Here is a 14,264-nt window from a genome sequence, read left to right as displayed (position 1 = left end):
TGGCAATCAGCGACGACGACATCATGCGCATCTGGACCCACGTGCTGCCCAACGGGCGGCACGCCCGGGACATCATCAGCGACGCGACCAGCGACATCATCCGCATGCACGACTCGGGCATCACCGAAGGGCAGTGGGTCCATACCCTGCCGAACGGCCGCAAGGCACGCGATATCATCAGCGACGCCACCAGCGACGTGATCCGCATACACGACACCATGATCCCGCAGCTGTCCGCGCAGGTCACCGCGCTCTCCGCGGCCGTCGAGGCGCTCAGCCAGGCCATGGGCGCCGACCCCGACCAGATCGCCCAGACCGTCCAGCAGGCCGTCAAGGCCAAACTGGACAGTCTCCAGATCACCATCACCGCGTCCGACGGCGACTGATCATGACGTCAGCCGCACCGCAGCCATGCCCGAACGAAGCCGTTCGTCGGGCATGGCCACGTACGACATCGTCGTCTTGACCGATGCGTGACCGAGCAGCTGTGAGACCAGATAGATGTCATGCGTGGCCGAGTACGTGACCGTCGCGTACCGGTGGCGCAGACTGTGGGCAGTCCACGGCTTGCCCAGCAGACACGCCAGGTGTCTGCCCACATACGACGCTTCGACGTGACCTCCCCACCTGCCGGGGAACACGTATCCGTCGCACGCGATGACCTCTTCGGCAAGGTCGTCGGATATCGGCACGATGCGCTGGACATCACCCTTGCCACGGACCACAAGCGACCTGCCCAGCAGATCGTCCATCACGTCGGCGCTGTGGACCTTCGCTATCTCGAACCTGCGCAACCCGCATTCAGCGCCCAACCGCAGCATGACCGTCTCCGACGGCGTGGCCCTGGACAAGGCCCGCAAGATGACGCTGTCCGGGCACGGCCTCGGGTGCGGCCGGGATTGTTTGGCTTTCGGCAGGTCTGCGGCTGGATTCACGGACACGACGCCGCGATCGCAGGCCCACTGGAAGAACTCGGACAGCGTGGCGCGTATGCCCTTGCGTGTCTCGGACGATAGCTCGGGCCTGCCCATCCATGCCTCGCAGTCCATGACCGTGACCTTGGTCGGCGGCTTGCCGACCCATGCCGCGAACGCCCTGAGCTTGCGTCGGCGTGTCTCGATCGTGCTGGGCAATCGCCCGGCCGCCGCCAACGCGGTGAGCCAGGCGTGTCCGGGATCGATCCATGCGGCTGGGAACTCCATTGGTTTCATTGACATGCTGACCACCTCCTTGTGGTCACGCCAACGCTGTCACGCCGAGAGGATAAAACTGTCAATAAACTCCCGCAGGGGCTTGGACCCTGGAACCGCCGGTCCAGGGTCCAAGCCCCTGCGCCCCCACTCGTTCGCGGACCGCGGTCCGGTCATCGGTCGCGGCCTGCGCCGCCACAGCGTCGACCGGCACCGGCCGGGGCCGCGGCGTGCGGTGCTGCGTGCGGCGGTCCTGCGGACTGTCCGTGCCGGCATCTACAATCCCATAGGTTCCGGTTCACGCCAGCCATAGGGGCATGGCGACCCGGGTCCCCCGAATTCCTTAGGAGACACTATGAAGCAGGGTATCCATCCCGATTACCATACCGTTCAGGTTACGTGCTCGTGCGGCAACACCTTCGTCACCCGTTCGACCTACAAGGGCGACACCATGTCGGCCGATGTGTGCTCGAAGTGCCACCCGTTCTACACCGGCAAGCAGAAGATCCTCGACACCGGTGGCCGCGTGGCCCGTTTCGAGAAGCGTTACGGCAAGCGTACCAAGTAGCTTCTTCGACGCCAGTCCCGAGGGCATGGCACGCTTCGGCGCGCCCGCCGCAGGACTGGCGTTTTTGTATATCGGCCCGCGCACGGCGGGCCGAACCCACCCATCCACGTTGTACAGCTGAGCAAAAGGGCAATCACGCATGGCAGAAGAGCAGTTCCCCGCGGCGGTGACCGCGATGGAGGAGTACCGGCGCATCGAGCAGGAGATGAGCCGGCCCGAGGTGGCCTCCGACCCGGACAAGATGCGCAAGCTGGGGCGCCGCCACGCGGAGCTCGGCGCCATCGTCTCCGCGTACACCGCGTACCGGCAGGTGCGCGACGACCTCGAGGCCGCGCGCGAGATGGCCGGCGAGGACCCGGACTTCGCGGACGAGGCCAAGCGGCTGGAGGCCGAGCTGCCCGCGGTGCAGGAGAAGCTGCGCACCGCGCTGATCCCGCGCGACCCGGACGACGCGCGCGACGTGATCATGGAGATCAAGGCCGGCACCGGCGGCGAGGAGGCCGCGCTGTTCGCCGGCGACCTGCTGCGCATGTACATGCGGTACGCGGAGAAGCGCGGCTGGACCACCACGGTCCAGAGCGAGAACCGCACCGAGCTCGGCGGCGTCAAGGACGTGCAGGTCGCCATTCGCGCCAAGGGCACGCCCGCCCCGGAGGACGGCGTGTGGGCGAGCCTGAAGTACGAGGGCGGCGTGCACCGCGTGCAGCGCATCCCCGTCACCGAGTCGCAGGGCCGCATCCAGACCTCCGCGGCCGGCGTCATCGTGTTCCCCGAGGCCGACGACGACAACGACGAGATCGAGATCGACCCGAAGGACCTGAAGATCGACATCTTCATGAGCTCCGGCCCCGGCGGCCAGTCCGTGAACACCACGTACTCCGCGGTGCGCATGACGCACATCCCGACCGGCATCGTCGTGAGCATGCAGGACGAGAAGTCGCAGATCCAGAACCGCGCCGCCGCGCTGCGCGTGCTCAAGTCGCGCCTGCTCGCGATGAAGCACGAGCAGGAGGCCGCCGAGGCCGCCGACCTGCGCCACTCGCAGGTGCGCTCGCTCGACCGCTCCGAGCGCATCCGCACCTACAACTTCCCGGAGAACCGCATCGTCGACCATCGCACCAACTACAAGGCCTACAACCTCGACCAGGTGCTCGACGGCGACCTGCAGGCGGTCATCGACTCCGACATCCAGGCCGACGAGGCCGAGCGCCTCGCCCGCCAGAGCTGAGCGCCGCATGGCATCGCGACCGGACGTGGGGTGGCGTGATGGGGGTCGGTGATACCGTGGCCGCGCCTTCGGGCGACCTGCCCGTGCGTGGAGTGCCCGCGAACGCCGCCACCGGAGGGTGCCCGGGGTGCGCGGGGCGCCCGGCTGCGGGCGGCGCCGCGATCGCCGTGGACCGTCTGATCCGCGACGCCGCGGCCCGGTTGCGCGACGCCGGCGTCGACACCCCGGAGCACGACGCCAAGCTGCTGCTGGCCGAGGCCTGCGGCGTCGAGCTGCGCGACGTCGATAAGGCCCTGCTGATGCGCGACGACATCGGCCGTCTGGTCCGCGACGGCCGGGTTTCCGGCGGAGATGCCGTGCGCGGGGCCGGCGGCGACGCCGTCGCGCGGCCGTCCGACGACGCTTCGCGCTCTGACGCCGCGGTGTCGGGGGTTGCCGCGGATCCGATTGCCGAGGCGGTCGCCGCGTTCGGGCGCATGGTCGATCGTCGGGCCGTGCGCGAGCCGCTGCAGTACATCGTCGGGCACGCGCCGTTCCGTTATCTCGACCTCGCGGTCGGACCGGGAGTGTTCATCCCGCGTCCGGAAACCGAGACCGTGGTGCAGGCCGGACTCGACTGGCTTGAAGGCCGTCGTTCGGTGGCGGGTGCTTCGTCGGGCGGTGCGACGGGGGATTCGTCGTCGTACGTGTCGTCGGATGGCTCGCGGGGTGCTGCGCCGGGTGGATCGCCGGACGGCTTGAGGGATGGGTCGACCGGGGATGCCACGACCGGGAGCGCGGCTGGGGCGCGAGATGCCTCGGGCGGGAGCGTGTCCGGCGTCTCGTCCCGCAGTCTGACCGGAATCATGTCGGATGAGCCGTCGGTCGATTCGCCGAGCGGCGTGGCTGTGGACGTATCGGACGGTTCCGTTGGTCGTCGGCGTTTCCGTGTGGTGGATCTGTGCGCGGGCAGCGGCGCCGTCGGACTGTCCCTGGCCGGCGAGACGCCGGACTGCGAGGTGTGGGCGGTCGAACTGAGCGAGCGGACCGCCGCCTGGACCAGCCGCAACGCCATGGCCGTGCTCGGTCCGCACGCCGTAACCGTACCCTCCCTGGGCATTGCGGCAGAGGATGGTTCGGATGATGCGGTTGTGCTCGGCTCGGACATGGTGACCGCGTCTGATTTAGGCGTTGCGGTAGAGGACGATTCGGATGTTGCGGCACAGGGCGATTCGGATGCCACCGCCGACCTGGACGCTGCAACCGCATCGGAAGCCGGGCCATCGCTTCCTGCCAATGACACATTGTGCATGGGGTCGGCGGCGGACCGTCCGTATTACCATCTGGTGCTCGGCGACGCGACCGCGCCGGACACGCTCGCCGACCTCGACGGCACCGTCGACCTGGTCGTGACCAATCCGCCGTACGTGCCCGAATCCGAGATCCCCGAACAGCCCGAGGTGCGCGACCACGACCCGTCGCTGGCGTTGTACGGCGGCTCACCGGACGGTCTGCTGATCCCGGAGCGCATCATCGACCGCGCCGCGCGACTGCTGCGGCCCGGCGGCGCGCTGGTCATGGAGCACGACATCAGCCAGGGCGACGCTCTGGTCGCCTACGCGCAGGCCCACGGTTTCGCCGAGGCACACACCGGCGACGACCTGACCGGCCGCCCCCGTTACCTGTTCGCAACCCGCTGACCGGTGGTACGGTACGGTCTGAAGGGCGGTGGTGCGGTTGCGTACCGTGGTACGGTATGGAACCTCATTTCTCGGGTTTGGACGCCACAGTACCGTACCGTGGTACGGTACGGAATCATCATCCTTGGTATTCCGCCATTCTTGGTGGGCTACTGTACCGTACCGCGGTACGGTACAGTGCAGAAGGCGCTTGGGCGGTTGCGTACCGCGGTGCGGTACGATGCGCGGCGGAATCTGCGGGCATGGCATGCATTCGGCAGGGAAGAGATGGAGTTCTCGATCCGCGTGTGGCGTACACGACGACATGCCACTGCGTATCGCCGTGGTGACGGGGTTCTCAATCCGCGTATGGCGCACGTTCGGTTGTCGCATTTGCGTTCTCGCATGTGCCAGAGTTCTTAATCCGCGTATGGCACACGCCTTTCCGCCACCACAACGAATATCAGGTGAGCGAGTTCTTGACCGCGTCCTGCGGTCGGTGACCATGATGCGCTCGGACCGAAACGAATATCAGGTGAGCGAGTTCTCGACTGCATCCTGTGGTCGGTGAGCATGGTGCGTTCGGACCGCAACGGACACCGGATGAGCGAGTCCCCGATCCGCGTACGGTGCCATACATATGGCACCGGTGCCGTGCAGCCATATTCCCCGACCATATTCCCGCACTCCCGCCGCTTCATGCGCATGTGATTGTCGCGGCCGGCACCCGTGCGATTACGCTCGCCGGTATCCAGGCCGCCGCCCTGCATCCGAACGGTTCCCCGCGGCGTCGTGGCGGTGTAGAACCGTGATGGATTTCCCGCGCCCGCGCGACTACCATGGAATCATGAACGGTACACGTCAACGGGGGAGTGGCCAAAGATTCGTGCGGGGGCTGCTTGTGGGGGCAGTCGGGCTGGCATCCGTCCTGGTGAGCGTCTGGCGCTGGGCGGCCAACGGCATGGCGGTGCCCTGGTTCGTGTGGCTGCTGTGCGTGGCGCTCGCGGCCGTGTCGTGCTGCGAGGTGTGGGCGTCGTGGCGCCGCGATTCGCCGGCGAAGACGCGTGCGCTCGTCGCATGCTTCGCGATCGAACTGGCGTGCGTCGTGCTGCTGGCGGTCGCCGTATCGGTCAGATGGCTGTCCGGAATCCCGACGGGCGGTCTGGTGCCGGTGCTCGTCGCCATGCTGGCCGCCGCGGCGTTCCTCATATGTACCATCGCCGATCTGCGTTGGATGCTGCGCTGAGCCGCGGACATTCCCAGCCGGACTCGCCAGGTTCGCCGCCGGAAGTCGGCCGTGATTCTGACCGCCGCCATCCGACCGGCTGAGAATTACCGGCATAGGCTGCCGCGCACCCCGTCGCGCGCCTCCCTACCGCGCGTAGTCCTGCAGCGCCGAGGCGTCGGCCTCGGTGATCTGCCGGATCACCCTCGCCGGGTTGCCGACCGCCACCGAATGCGGCGGGATGTCCCTGGTCACCACCGCGCCCGCGCCGATCACGCACCCCTCACCGATCGTCACCCCGCCGAGCACGGTCACGTTGCCGCCGAACCAGCAGTTGGAGCCGATGACGATCGACCGGCCGTACTCGTAGTCGTAGTACGACCCATCCGGGGCGCGGCGCACGTTGCGGTCCTGCCAGCGCATCGGGTGCATCGGCGGCAGCAGCGAGACGTTCGGCCCGAACAGCACGTCGTCGCCGATCGTCACCGGCGCGCAGTCGAGCACGGTGAAGTTGAAGTTCATGAACACGCGGTCGCCCACGGTGGTGTGCACGCCGTAGTCGAAGAAGATTGGCCCCATCACGTCGAGGTTCTCGCCGTGGCCGGGCAGCAGCTCGTCGAGCACGGCCGCGCGGGCCTCGTGGTCGCCCCGGGGCAGCGCGTTGTAGCGGGTGCACAGGTCGCCGGCGCGCTCTCGCATCGCCGTCAGCTGCGGGTCGGCCGGGTTGTACAGTTTGCCGTCCAGCATCTCCTCGCGTTCGCTGCGCCGCGGCGTGCGCAGCTCCACCGGCGGCAGCTCCGCCGGCAGGTCCCCGCTGCGGGCGGCGGCCGGTTCGTTCGCTGCGGTCGGTGTGATCGCGTCGGTCGGCTCGTTCACAATGATCGGTTCGTTGGCGTCGGTCATGGCGTCCCCTTCGTATGCGTGGCCCGGCGTGGCTTCCGGCGGCCGGCGCCGTCGGTACCGACCATCATCCCCGAAGCCCTACCCGGGGACACGCCGGACGCCGGGCGCCCGCCTCCCCGCGCCGCGTCCGGCGGCATCGCCCTGCGTCAAAGCGGCCCCGGCGCGATGATGCACAATAGTAAGGTTGTGTAAGGCATGGAAACGGGAGGTGCCGATGAGCGTGATTCGAACAATCGATGACGATGTCGTCGCACAGGCGGCGGCGATCATCCGCGACGGCGGTCTGGTCGTGGTGCCGACCGACACGGTCTACGGCGTGGCCTGCGATCCGACGAGCCCCGAGGCCATCGACCGCGTCTACGCCATCAAGGGCCGTCCGCGGTACAAGGCGCTGCAGGTGCTGCTCTCGTCGGTGGACGAGCTCGACGCGCTCGGCCTGGACCTGCCCGTCCCGCTGAACCGGCTGGCGGCCACGTTCCTGCCGGGCGCGTTCTCGCCGATCGCCGTGGCCCGCGAGGACTGCCGGCTGCGCACGGTGCGCGAGACGCCGTCCGGCGCGCGCACGCAGGGCATCCGCATCCCCAACTCCGTGCTGACGCTGCGCATCCTGCGCGCGACCGGCCCCGTCGCCGCGTCGAGCGCCAACCGTTCCGGCGGCGAGAGCGCGCAGACGGTCGAGGAGTGCGTCGAGGCGTTCGGCGACGAGGTCGACCTGTACCTGGACGGCGGCCCGACGCAGGGGCATGTGTCCAGCACCGTCGTCGCGGCGAACCCGCTGGCCCGCGACGGCATCGAGATCCTGCGCGAGGGCGTGATCCCCGAGTCGACGGTCCGCCGCGCGCTGCACCTGAACGGGGGGAGCCTGGGCGCATGAGGGTCTACCTGTTCATCGCCGCGATCGCAGGCGGCGCCACCTGGCTCGTCACCCCGCTGATCCGCCACCTCGCCATCAAGATCGGCGCGGTGGGCCGGGTGCGCGCCCGCGACGTGCACACGGTGCCGACCCCGCGCATGGGCGGGCTGGGCATGCTGTTCGGCTTCGCCGTCGCGATGATGTTCGCGTACCGCATCCCCTTCGTCGGCGGCCTGTTCCAGGGCAGCAGCCAGATGTGGGTGGTGCTCGCCGGCGCGGTCATGATCTGCCTGCTGGGCATGGCGGACGACCTGTGGGACCTCGACTGGATGCTCAAGCTCGCCGGCCAGCTGCTGATCTCGGTGTTCGTGGCGTGGGGCGGGCTGCAGATCATTTCGCTGCCGCTGGGCTCGCTGGTGACGGCCTCGCCGAGCATCTCGATCACGATCACGGCGGTGCTGATCGTCGCCTCGATCAACGCGGTGAACTTCGTGGACGGCCTGGACGGCCTGGCGTCGGGCATCGTGGCGATCGGCGGCATCGCGTTCGCGATCTACTCGTACATCATCGCGCGCTCCTCGCCCTCGTACGCGTCGACGGCCACGCTGATCGACGTGATGCTGGTCGGCATCTGCGTCGGCTTCATCCTGCACAACTGGCACCCCGCGAAGCTGTTCATGGGCGATTCGGGGTCGATGCTGCTGGGCTACCTGATCACCTGCGCGTCGATCGTGATGACCGGCCGCCTGGATCCGGCGTCGATCCACGCGAGCGTCTACCTGCCGGTGTTCATGCCGATCCTGCTGCCGGTGCTCGTGCTGTTCCTGCCGGTGCTGGACATGTGCATGGCGATCGTGCGGCGCCTGCGCAAGGGGCAGTCGCCGATGCACCCGGACCGCATGCATCTGCACCACCGGATGCTCAAGATCGGTCACACGACGCAGGGCGCGGTGCTGATCCTGTGGGGGTGGGCGGCGCTGATCGCGTTCGGCTCGCTGACCATCCTGTTCTTCGAGGCGAGGTACGTGGCCGTCGGGTTCGTGATCGCGGCGGCGGCGCTGACGGTGGCGACGATGTACCCGTATCTCAGGCGGCGCATCCCCGAGATCCGCGAGGAGAACGCGGCGCTGGAGGCGGCGCGGCACGCGGGGCGGAAGCGGCGCGACGGCGAGGGCGAGTAGGGCGAGCCCGGCATGGCGGCCGGCGCCGCGATCGGCACGGCGGCTCGCACTGGGAATGGCGCGATCGGCTGCGGCCGGCGCCGCGGCCGGCGGCGCGTCGACCGGCATGACGGGGGTGCCGTCGGGTGCGGCGCCCGCCACGACACACAGGGTCCCGCTGGTCAGCACATGCTTTTAGAGTGGGTCTATGGCTTCAAACCTTGATATGAACGCAGAATCCGCATATGCCCCGCTCCCTCCGATCTTCGCGAAGCTCGGCCTCGCCTATGACGATGTGCTGCTGCTGCCCAACGAGACGGACGTCATCCCCTCCGAGGTGGACACCACCACGCATCTGACCCGCGAGATCACGATGAAGGTCCCGGCGATCTCCGCCGCGATGGACACCGTCACCGAATCCGAGATGGCCATCGCCATGGCCCGCAACGGCGGCATCGGCGTGCTGCACCGCAACCTGTCGATCGACGACCAGGCCGCCCAGGTCGACGTCGTCAAGCGCTCCGAGTCCGGCATGATCACCGACCCGCTGACCGTCGGCCCGGACGTCACGCTGGCCGACCTCGACAAGCTGTGCGGCCGCTTCCATATCTCCGGCCTGCCCGTGGTCGACAAGGAGAACCGCCTGGTCGGCATCATCACCAACCGCGACATGCGCTTCATCCCGTCCGACGACTACGACCACCTCAAGGTCAAGGACGTGATGACCCGCGAGAACCTCATCACCGGCCCGGCGAACATCTCCAAGGAGGACGCCCACCGTCTGCTCGCCCAGCACAAGGTCGAGAAGCTGCCGCTGATCGACGACAACGGCAAGCTCGCCGGCCTGATCACCGTCAAGGACTTCGTCAAGACCGAGCAGTACCCGGACGCCACGAAGGACGGCCAGGGCCGTCTGCGCGTGGCCGCCGGCGTCGGCTTCCTCGGCGACGCCTGGCAGCGCGCCTCCGCGCTGATGGAGGCGGGCGTCGACGTGCTCGTCGTCGACACCGCGAACGGCCAGGCGCGTCTGGCCCTCGACATGATCCGCCGCCTGAAGAACGACTCCGCGTTCCGCGACGTGCAGATCATCGGCGGCAACGTCGCGACCCGCGAGGGCGCGCAGGCCATGATCGACGCCGGCGCGGACGCCGTCAAGGTCGGCATCGGCCCGGGCTCGATCTGCACCACCCGCGTGGTCGCCGGCGTCGGCGTGCCGCAGCTGACCGCCGTGTACGAGGCCGCCCTGGCCTGCCGCGCGGCCGGCGTGCCCTGCATCGCCGACGGCGGCATCCACTACTCGGGCGACATCGCCAAGGCCCTGGTCGCGGGCGCCAGCTCCGTCATGCTCGGCGGCACGCTGGCCGGCTGCGAGGAGGCCCCGGGCGAGAAGGTCCTGCTGCACGGCAAGCAGTACAAGCTCTACCGCGGCATGGGCTCGCTGGGCGCGATGGCCCCGCGCGGCAAGAAGAGCTACTCGAAGGACCGCTACTTCCAGGCCGACGTGACCAGCAGCGACAAGGTCATCCCGGAGGGCGTCGAGGGCGAGGTGCCGTACCGCGGCCCGCTCAACGCCGTGCTCTACCAGATGATCGGCGGCCTGCACCAGTCGATGTTCTACATCGGCGCCCACAACATCAAGGAGATGAGCGAGAAGGGCCGCTTCATCCGCATCACCGACGCCGGCCTGCGCGAGTCGCACCCGCACGACATCGTGATGACCACCGAGGCTCCGAACTACACCGGCTTCCACAACAACTGATTGCAGCGGCGAAGCAACTGATTGCAGCGCCGACGTGGATAGCTGAGAGGCAGGCGACTGGGCGCGGCGCCGACCGTCGATCATCGATCGCGGGCATCGATCGTCCGCGCGTCGCCAGCCGATCGTAGCCGCGTCACCGGCCCGCACCCGAACACGGTGCGGGCCGGTCGCGTATCCGGCGGCGGGCGGGCCGGTCGCGCACCGGGCGGTCGCGTACCTGGTGGTCGCGTACCTGGTGGTGCGTGACCGGCGGCGTGTGGTCGGTGGCGTGTGGCCGAGTGCGCATTGGATTGCGTGACCGACGGCGTGTGCCCGGCGGCGGGTGACCGGTCGCGTATCCGGCGGACCGTCGTGAGTCGTTGCGCGGTGCTGTGTTATCGGCTGCGCGTTAGCAGCCGATAACACAGCACCGGACACAGCACCGGGCAACGTGTTGTTTTGCACGGTCGTTTCGTCTGGTTGTTTCGTCCGGCGGCAGGTGGCGAAACGTCGGTCCGGACTGCCGGCGCGGCGTCCCCGCCGACATGCCGCGCGCGGGTCGGCAGCACGCCGTCGGCCATCGCGCGCGCTATACTGAACTGTTCCGCGTACGGCGGGCGGCCGCGCGCGGCGCGCACGGCATACGCACAGGCAAGGAAACGAGGCATACGATGGTGGATGCGCACGACAACGAGACCTACACCGCGCAGGGGTCGCGGCTGATCTGGATCGACTGCGAGATGACGGGGCTGGACGTGTTCCACGACGAGCTGGTGGAGATCTCCGTGGTGCCCACGGACTTCGCGCTCAACGTGCTCGACGAGGGCGTCGACTACGTCATCAGGCCCAGCCAGGCCGCCGTCGACCACATGGACGACTTCGTGCGCGCCATGCACACCCGCTCCGGCCTGATCAAGGAGTGGGAGACCGGCCTGCCGGTCGCCGAGGCCGAGTCCAAGGTCATCGACTACGTCAGGCGCTTCACCCCCAAGGGCGTGCGCCCGCTGCTCGCCGGCAACTCCGTGGGCTCCGACAAGAAGTTCCTCGACCGCTACATGCCCGGCCTGATGCAGCACCTGCACTACCGGGTCGTCGACGTGAGCACCATCAAGGAGCTGTCGCGGCGCTGGTACCCGGCCGTCTACGAGCGCAAGCCCGCCAAGCACGGCGGCCACCGCGCGCTCGCCGACATCATCGAGTCGATCGACGAGTTGCGCTACTACCGCGACACCCTCTTCGTGCCGGCCCCCGGCCCCGACGCCAAGGCCGCCGCGCAGGCCGCGGCGCGCGTCGAGGAGACGAGCCTGCTGCGCACCTACGAGAAGAACGGCAACCCGCTGGGGGAGTAGCCCCGAGCCGCATCGGGGGATCGGGGGCGACCCCGGGGAGGAGGACGGCATGCTGCAGTCCGAGGCGCTGGCGATTCTCGACGCCGGGGCGAACGTGTTCCTCACGGGCGCGCCGGGCGCCGGCAAGACGTACGTGCTCAACCGGTTCATCCGCGACGCCCGGGCGCGCGGCGCGAGCGTCGCCGTCACCGCGTCCACCGGCATCGCCTCCACGCACATCAACGGCCAGACCATCCACTCGTGGAGCGGCATCGGCGTGGCCACCGCGCTGACCGACAACCTGCTCAAGCTCATCCGCACCCGGCGCCGGCGCAGGATCCAGTCCACCGACGTTCTGATCATCGACGAGGTCTCGATGATGCACGCCTGGCTGTTCGACATGGTCGACCAGGTGTGCCGGGCCGTGCGCCACGACCCGCGCCCGTTCGGCGGCCTGCAGGTCGTGCTCTCGGGCGACTTCTTCCAGCTGCCGCCGGTCAGTGTCTCCGGGCGCAACAACGACGTCATCGCCCCGAGCCCCGAGTTCGTCGCCTCGCGCGAGCGTTACGCGAAGGCCGGGCGCAACCCCGAGGGCTTCGTCACCGAATCGCTGGTGTGGGACGAGCTGAACCCCGTCGTGTGCTACCTGACCGAGCAGCACCGTCAGGACGACGGGCGGCTGCTCACCGTGCTCACCGACATCCGCGACGGCGCCGTCGACGACGGGGACCGGACCGTGCTCGCCTCGCGCCTGGGCGCGGCGCCCGGGCCGGGCGAGGTCGCGGTCCACCTGTTCCCGGTCAACCGCCAGGCCGACGGGCTCAACGACATGCGGCTCGCGCGGATCGCCGACGACGAGCACGAGTTCTACGCGGAGACCGCCGGCCAGGTGAACCTGGTGGACCGGCTGAAGAAGAACATGCTCGCCCCCGAGCACCTGGTGCTCAAGACCGGCGCGGCCGTGATGGCGCTGCGCAACGACGCCGACCACCAGTACGTCAACGGCTCGATCGGCACGGTGCGCGGGTTCGCGCCCGAATCCAAGGGCGGCTGGCCGATCGTCGAGTTCGAGAACGGCAACATCGTCACGATGCGGCAGGCGTCGTGGGAGATGACGGACGGCGAGACCGTGCTCGCCAGCGTCAAGCAGGTGCCGCTGCGCTGCGCGTGGGCGATCACGATCCACAAGTCCCAGGGCATGACGCTGGACCGGGCCGTGATGGACCTGCGCCGCACCTTCGCGCCCGGCATGGGCTATGTGGCGCTGTCGCGCGTGGAGAGCCTCGACGGGCTGTACCTCGAGGGTATCAACAACCGGGCGTTCCTCGTCTCGCCCGACGCGGTGACGCTCGATGGCCGGCTGCGCGCGGACTCCCGGGCCGCGGCCGAGCGTCTCGGCGCGGACGGCGCCGACGCGTTCGTCCCGCACGCCGGCGAGCCCGAGGAACCCGAGTTCGAGCAGGCCGAACTGTTCTGACCGTCGCGGGCGGGCGGTTGACGGCGTGTGACGATGGCCGTTCGCGGCCACCCGAAGTAGGATGAACAGTACCGAGGCAGGCTGCGGACGGCGACGATGGCGCCCGTGCCTGCGGCGCCGGCGCCGGCGCCCACGGCGCTCGCGGCGTGCGGGGCCGTGCCGCATCGGACGCCGCATAGGAAGGGAGGTTGCGCCATGAAGCGCTTTCACTATGTGTATTCGGTCATCGGGCTGCTGGTGCTGTTCATCGCGTTCCTGATGTATCAGATGCCGTCCATTCCGGCGTGGGGCACGGTCAAGCTCACCGACGTGATGATGATCGTCGGCGGGCTGCTGTTCATCGTGCCCATCTACGTGGACTCGCTGCGCCGCAAGGGCAACGACGGCGCGCCCAACCGCTGGGTCTGGGCCACGCTGCCGCTGGTCGGCATGGCGGTGGTGTGCGTGGGCATCCTGATTCCGAACAGCATCGGGTTCCTCGCGCTGTTCCCGCTGGCCGACGTGTTCTATCTCGTCGGCTGCCTGCTGATCCTGCCGGTGTTCGTCTATCCGCCGTTCGATCTCAACCGCGAGGAGCTCGAGGAGGAGATCGAGGAGATGGAGGAGCGCATGGGGGCGTAAGGCGCGCCCCTGATGGACCGCGATCCGGTGCGTCGGCCGGCATGTCCGCCTTGCTTGGCCTTATGCGTGGCGGATGCGGACTCGCCGGTCCACGCCGCCGCACAACGTCGGGCCGTTCGACCGCAGCAAGGCGGCGGATCAGACGTCTCGCCGACCGTATCGTCATCTCCGTCGCAGGCACCCGGCCACCCGTAGGTGGCGGATTCGGTCATCGCCGCCCGCGTCGCCGCCGTGGCGGGCGGTATCCGGCCTAGGTGTGGCGGATTCGGGGCATTGCAGACATCCAACTGCGTTAGGTGAGGCATCGATCCGGCG

11 protein-coding genes and 4 pseudogenes are annotated in these 14,264 nt (G+C 68.8%); 13 read left to right on the top strand and 2 right to left on the bottom strand.

Annotation, left to right across the window (positions count from 1 at the left end):
* A pseudogene (locus tag KIH73_RS07290) lies at window positions 1-386 on the top strand (hypothetical protein); the annotation flags it as partial.
* Here the strand turns inward: KIH73_RS07290 and KIH73_RS07285 are convergent.
* Entirely contained in the window at window positions 387-1,202 is an 816-nt protein-coding gene (locus KIH73_RS07285; protein ID WP_236022650.1) for a tyrosine-type recombinase/integrase, read from the bottom strand.
* A 343-nt stretch (window positions 1,203-1,545) separates the two neighbouring features.
* Here KIH73_RS07285 and rpmE point away from each other — a divergent pair, with 343 nt between their 5' ends.
* The 6 genes and pseudogenes from rpmE (at window position 1,546) to KIH73_RS07255 (ending at window position 5,890) form a co-directional block, all read left to right on the top strand.
* Window positions 1,546-1,758: a 50S ribosomal protein L31 gene (gene rpmE / locus KIH73_RS07280; RefSeq protein ID WP_219082025.1), complete on the top strand. Its 213-nt coding sequence runs from the start codon at window positions 1,546-1,548 to the stop codon at window positions 1,756-1,758.
* A 139-nt stretch (window positions 1,759-1,897) separates the two neighbouring features.
* The gene (prfA, locus tag KIH73_RS07275) at window positions 1,898-2,986 is read left to right on the top strand and encodes a peptide chain release factor 1 (RefSeq protein ID WP_219082023.1); all 1,089 of its coding nucleotides are present in this window, start codon (window positions 1,898-1,900) and stop codon (window positions 2,984-2,986) included.
* A gap of 167 nt (window positions 2,987-3,153) precedes the next feature.
* Window positions 3,154-3,609 (top strand): annotated as a pseudogene (locus KIH73_RS07270) (class I SAM-dependent methyltransferase); the annotation flags it as partial.
* Window positions 3,610-3,912: 303 nt separating this feature from the next.
* Window positions 3,913-4,035, top strand: a pseudogene (locus KIH73_RS07265) (peptide chain release factor N(5)-glutamine methyltransferase); the annotation flags it as partial.
* A 267-nt stretch (window positions 4,036-4,302) separates the two neighbouring features.
* Window positions 4,303-4,665 (top strand): annotated as a pseudogene (locus tag KIH73_RS07260) (N5-glutamine methyltransferase family protein); the annotation flags it as partial.
* A gap of 826 nt (window positions 4,666-5,491) precedes the next feature.
* Window positions 5,492-5,890 carry a hypothetical protein gene (locus KIH73_RS07255; RefSeq protein ID WP_219082021.1) on the top strand — a complete coding sequence of 133 codons (399 nt, stop codon included), beginning with the start codon at window positions 5,492-5,494 and terminating at the stop codon, window positions 5,888-5,890.
* Between the two features lie 126 nt (window positions 5,891-6,016).
* Here KIH73_RS07255 and KIH73_RS07250 read toward each other — a convergent pair whose 3' ends face one another.
* Window positions 6,017-6,616, bottom strand: coding sequence for a sugar O-acetyltransferase (locus KIH73_RS07250; protein WP_219082044.1), 600 nt, complete (start codon window positions 6,614-6,616; stop codon window positions 6,017-6,019).
* Between the two features lie 370 nt (window positions 6,617-6,986).
* Between KIH73_RS07250 and KIH73_RS07245 the strand changes: the two genes are divergently transcribed.
* The 6 genes from KIH73_RS07245 (at window position 6,987) to KIH73_RS07220 (ending at window position 13,949) form a co-directional block, all read left to right on the top strand.
* Window positions 6,987-7,646 (top strand): L-threonylcarbamoyladenylate synthase, encoded by a 660-nt coding sequence (locus KIH73_RS07245; protein WP_219082019.1) that lies wholly within the window; start codon window positions 6,987-6,989, stop codon window positions 7,644-7,646.
* Window positions 7,643-8,806: an MraY family glycosyltransferase gene (locus tag KIH73_RS07240; RefSeq protein ID WP_219082017.1), complete on the top strand. Its 1,164-nt coding sequence runs from the start codon at window positions 7,643-7,645 to the stop codon at window positions 8,804-8,806. Before KIH73_RS07245 ends, KIH73_RS07240 begins: the two co-directional genes overlap by 4 nt.
* Window positions 8,807-8,993: 187 nt before the next feature.
* Window positions 8,994-10,544 (top strand): IMP dehydrogenase, encoded by a 1,551-nt coding sequence (gene guaB, locus KIH73_RS07235; protein ID WP_219082015.1) that lies wholly within the window; start codon window positions 8,994-8,996, stop codon window positions 10,542-10,544.
* Between the two features lie 650 nt (window positions 10,545-11,194).
* Window positions 11,195-11,872, top strand: coding sequence for an oligoribonuclease (gene orn, locus KIH73_RS07230; RefSeq protein ID WP_219082013.1), 678 nt, complete (start codon window positions 11,195-11,197; stop codon window positions 11,870-11,872).
* 49 nt (window positions 11,873-11,921) lie between these two features.
* Window positions 11,922-13,328 carry a DEAD/DEAH box helicase gene (locus KIH73_RS07225; RefSeq protein WP_219082011.1) on the top strand — a complete coding sequence of 469 codons (1,407 nt, stop codon included), beginning with the start codon at window positions 11,922-11,924 and terminating at the stop codon, window positions 13,326-13,328.
* Window positions 13,329-13,523: 195 nt separating this feature from the next.
* Window positions 13,524-13,949: a permease gene (locus KIH73_RS07220; RefSeq protein ID WP_219082009.1), complete on the top strand. Its 426-nt coding sequence runs from the start codon at window positions 13,524-13,526 to the stop codon at window positions 13,947-13,949.
* The last annotated feature ends 315 nt before the right edge of the window (window positions 13,950-14,264 follow it).

Origin of the sequence: Bifidobacterium phasiani (assembly GCF_019331775.1) — a bacterium.
Taxonomy (GTDB): domain Bacteria; phylum Actinomycetota; class Actinomycetes; order Actinomycetales; family Bifidobacteriaceae; genus Bifidobacterium; species Bifidobacterium phasiani.
This window is presented reverse-complemented; position numbering and strand designations above follow the sequence as displayed.

Excerpts from the sequence above, each read along its gene's own strand:
- prfA (WP_219082023.1), top strand. The coding sequence starts at position 1,898 with ATGGCAGAAGAGCAGTTCCCCGCGGCGGTGACCGCGATGGAGGAGTAC.
- KIH73_RS07240 (WP_219082017.1), top strand. The coding sequence starts at position 7,643 with ATGAGGGTCTACCTGTTCATCGCCGCGATCGCAGGCGGCGCCACCTGG.
- KIH73_RS07220 (WP_219082009.1), top strand. The coding sequence starts at position 13,524 with ATGAAGCGCTTTCACTATGTGTATTCGGTCATCGGGCTGCTGGTGCTG.
- KIH73_RS07285 (WP_236022650.1), bottom strand. The coding sequence starts at position 1,202 with ATGGAGTTCCCAGCCGCATGGATCGATCCCGGACACGCCTGGCTCACC.
- KIH73_RS07225 (WP_219082011.1), top strand. The coding sequence starts at position 11,922 with ATGCTGCAGTCCGAGGCGCTGGCGATTCTCGACGCCGGGGCGAACGTG.
- KIH73_RS07255 (WP_219082021.1), top strand. The coding sequence starts at position 5,492 with ATGAACGGTACACGTCAACGGGGGAGTGGCCAAAGATTCGTGCGGGGG.
- KIH73_RS07250 (WP_219082044.1), bottom strand. The coding sequence starts at position 6,616 with ATGCTGGACGGCAAACTGTACAACCCGGCCGACCCGCAGCTGACGGCG.
- rpmE (WP_219082025.1), top strand. The coding sequence starts at position 1,546 with ATGAAGCAGGGTATCCATCCCGATTACCATACCGTTCAGGTTACGTGC.
- guaB (WP_219082015.1), top strand. The coding sequence starts at position 8,994 with ATGGCTTCAAACCTTGATATGAACGCAGAATCCGCATATGCCCCGCTC.
- KIH73_RS07245 (WP_219082019.1), top strand. The coding sequence starts at position 6,987 with ATGAGCGTGATTCGAACAATCGATGACGATGTCGTCGCACAGGCGGCG.
- orn (WP_219082013.1), top strand. The coding sequence starts at position 11,195 with ATGGTGGATGCGCACGACAACGAGACCTACACCGCGCAGGGGTCGCGG.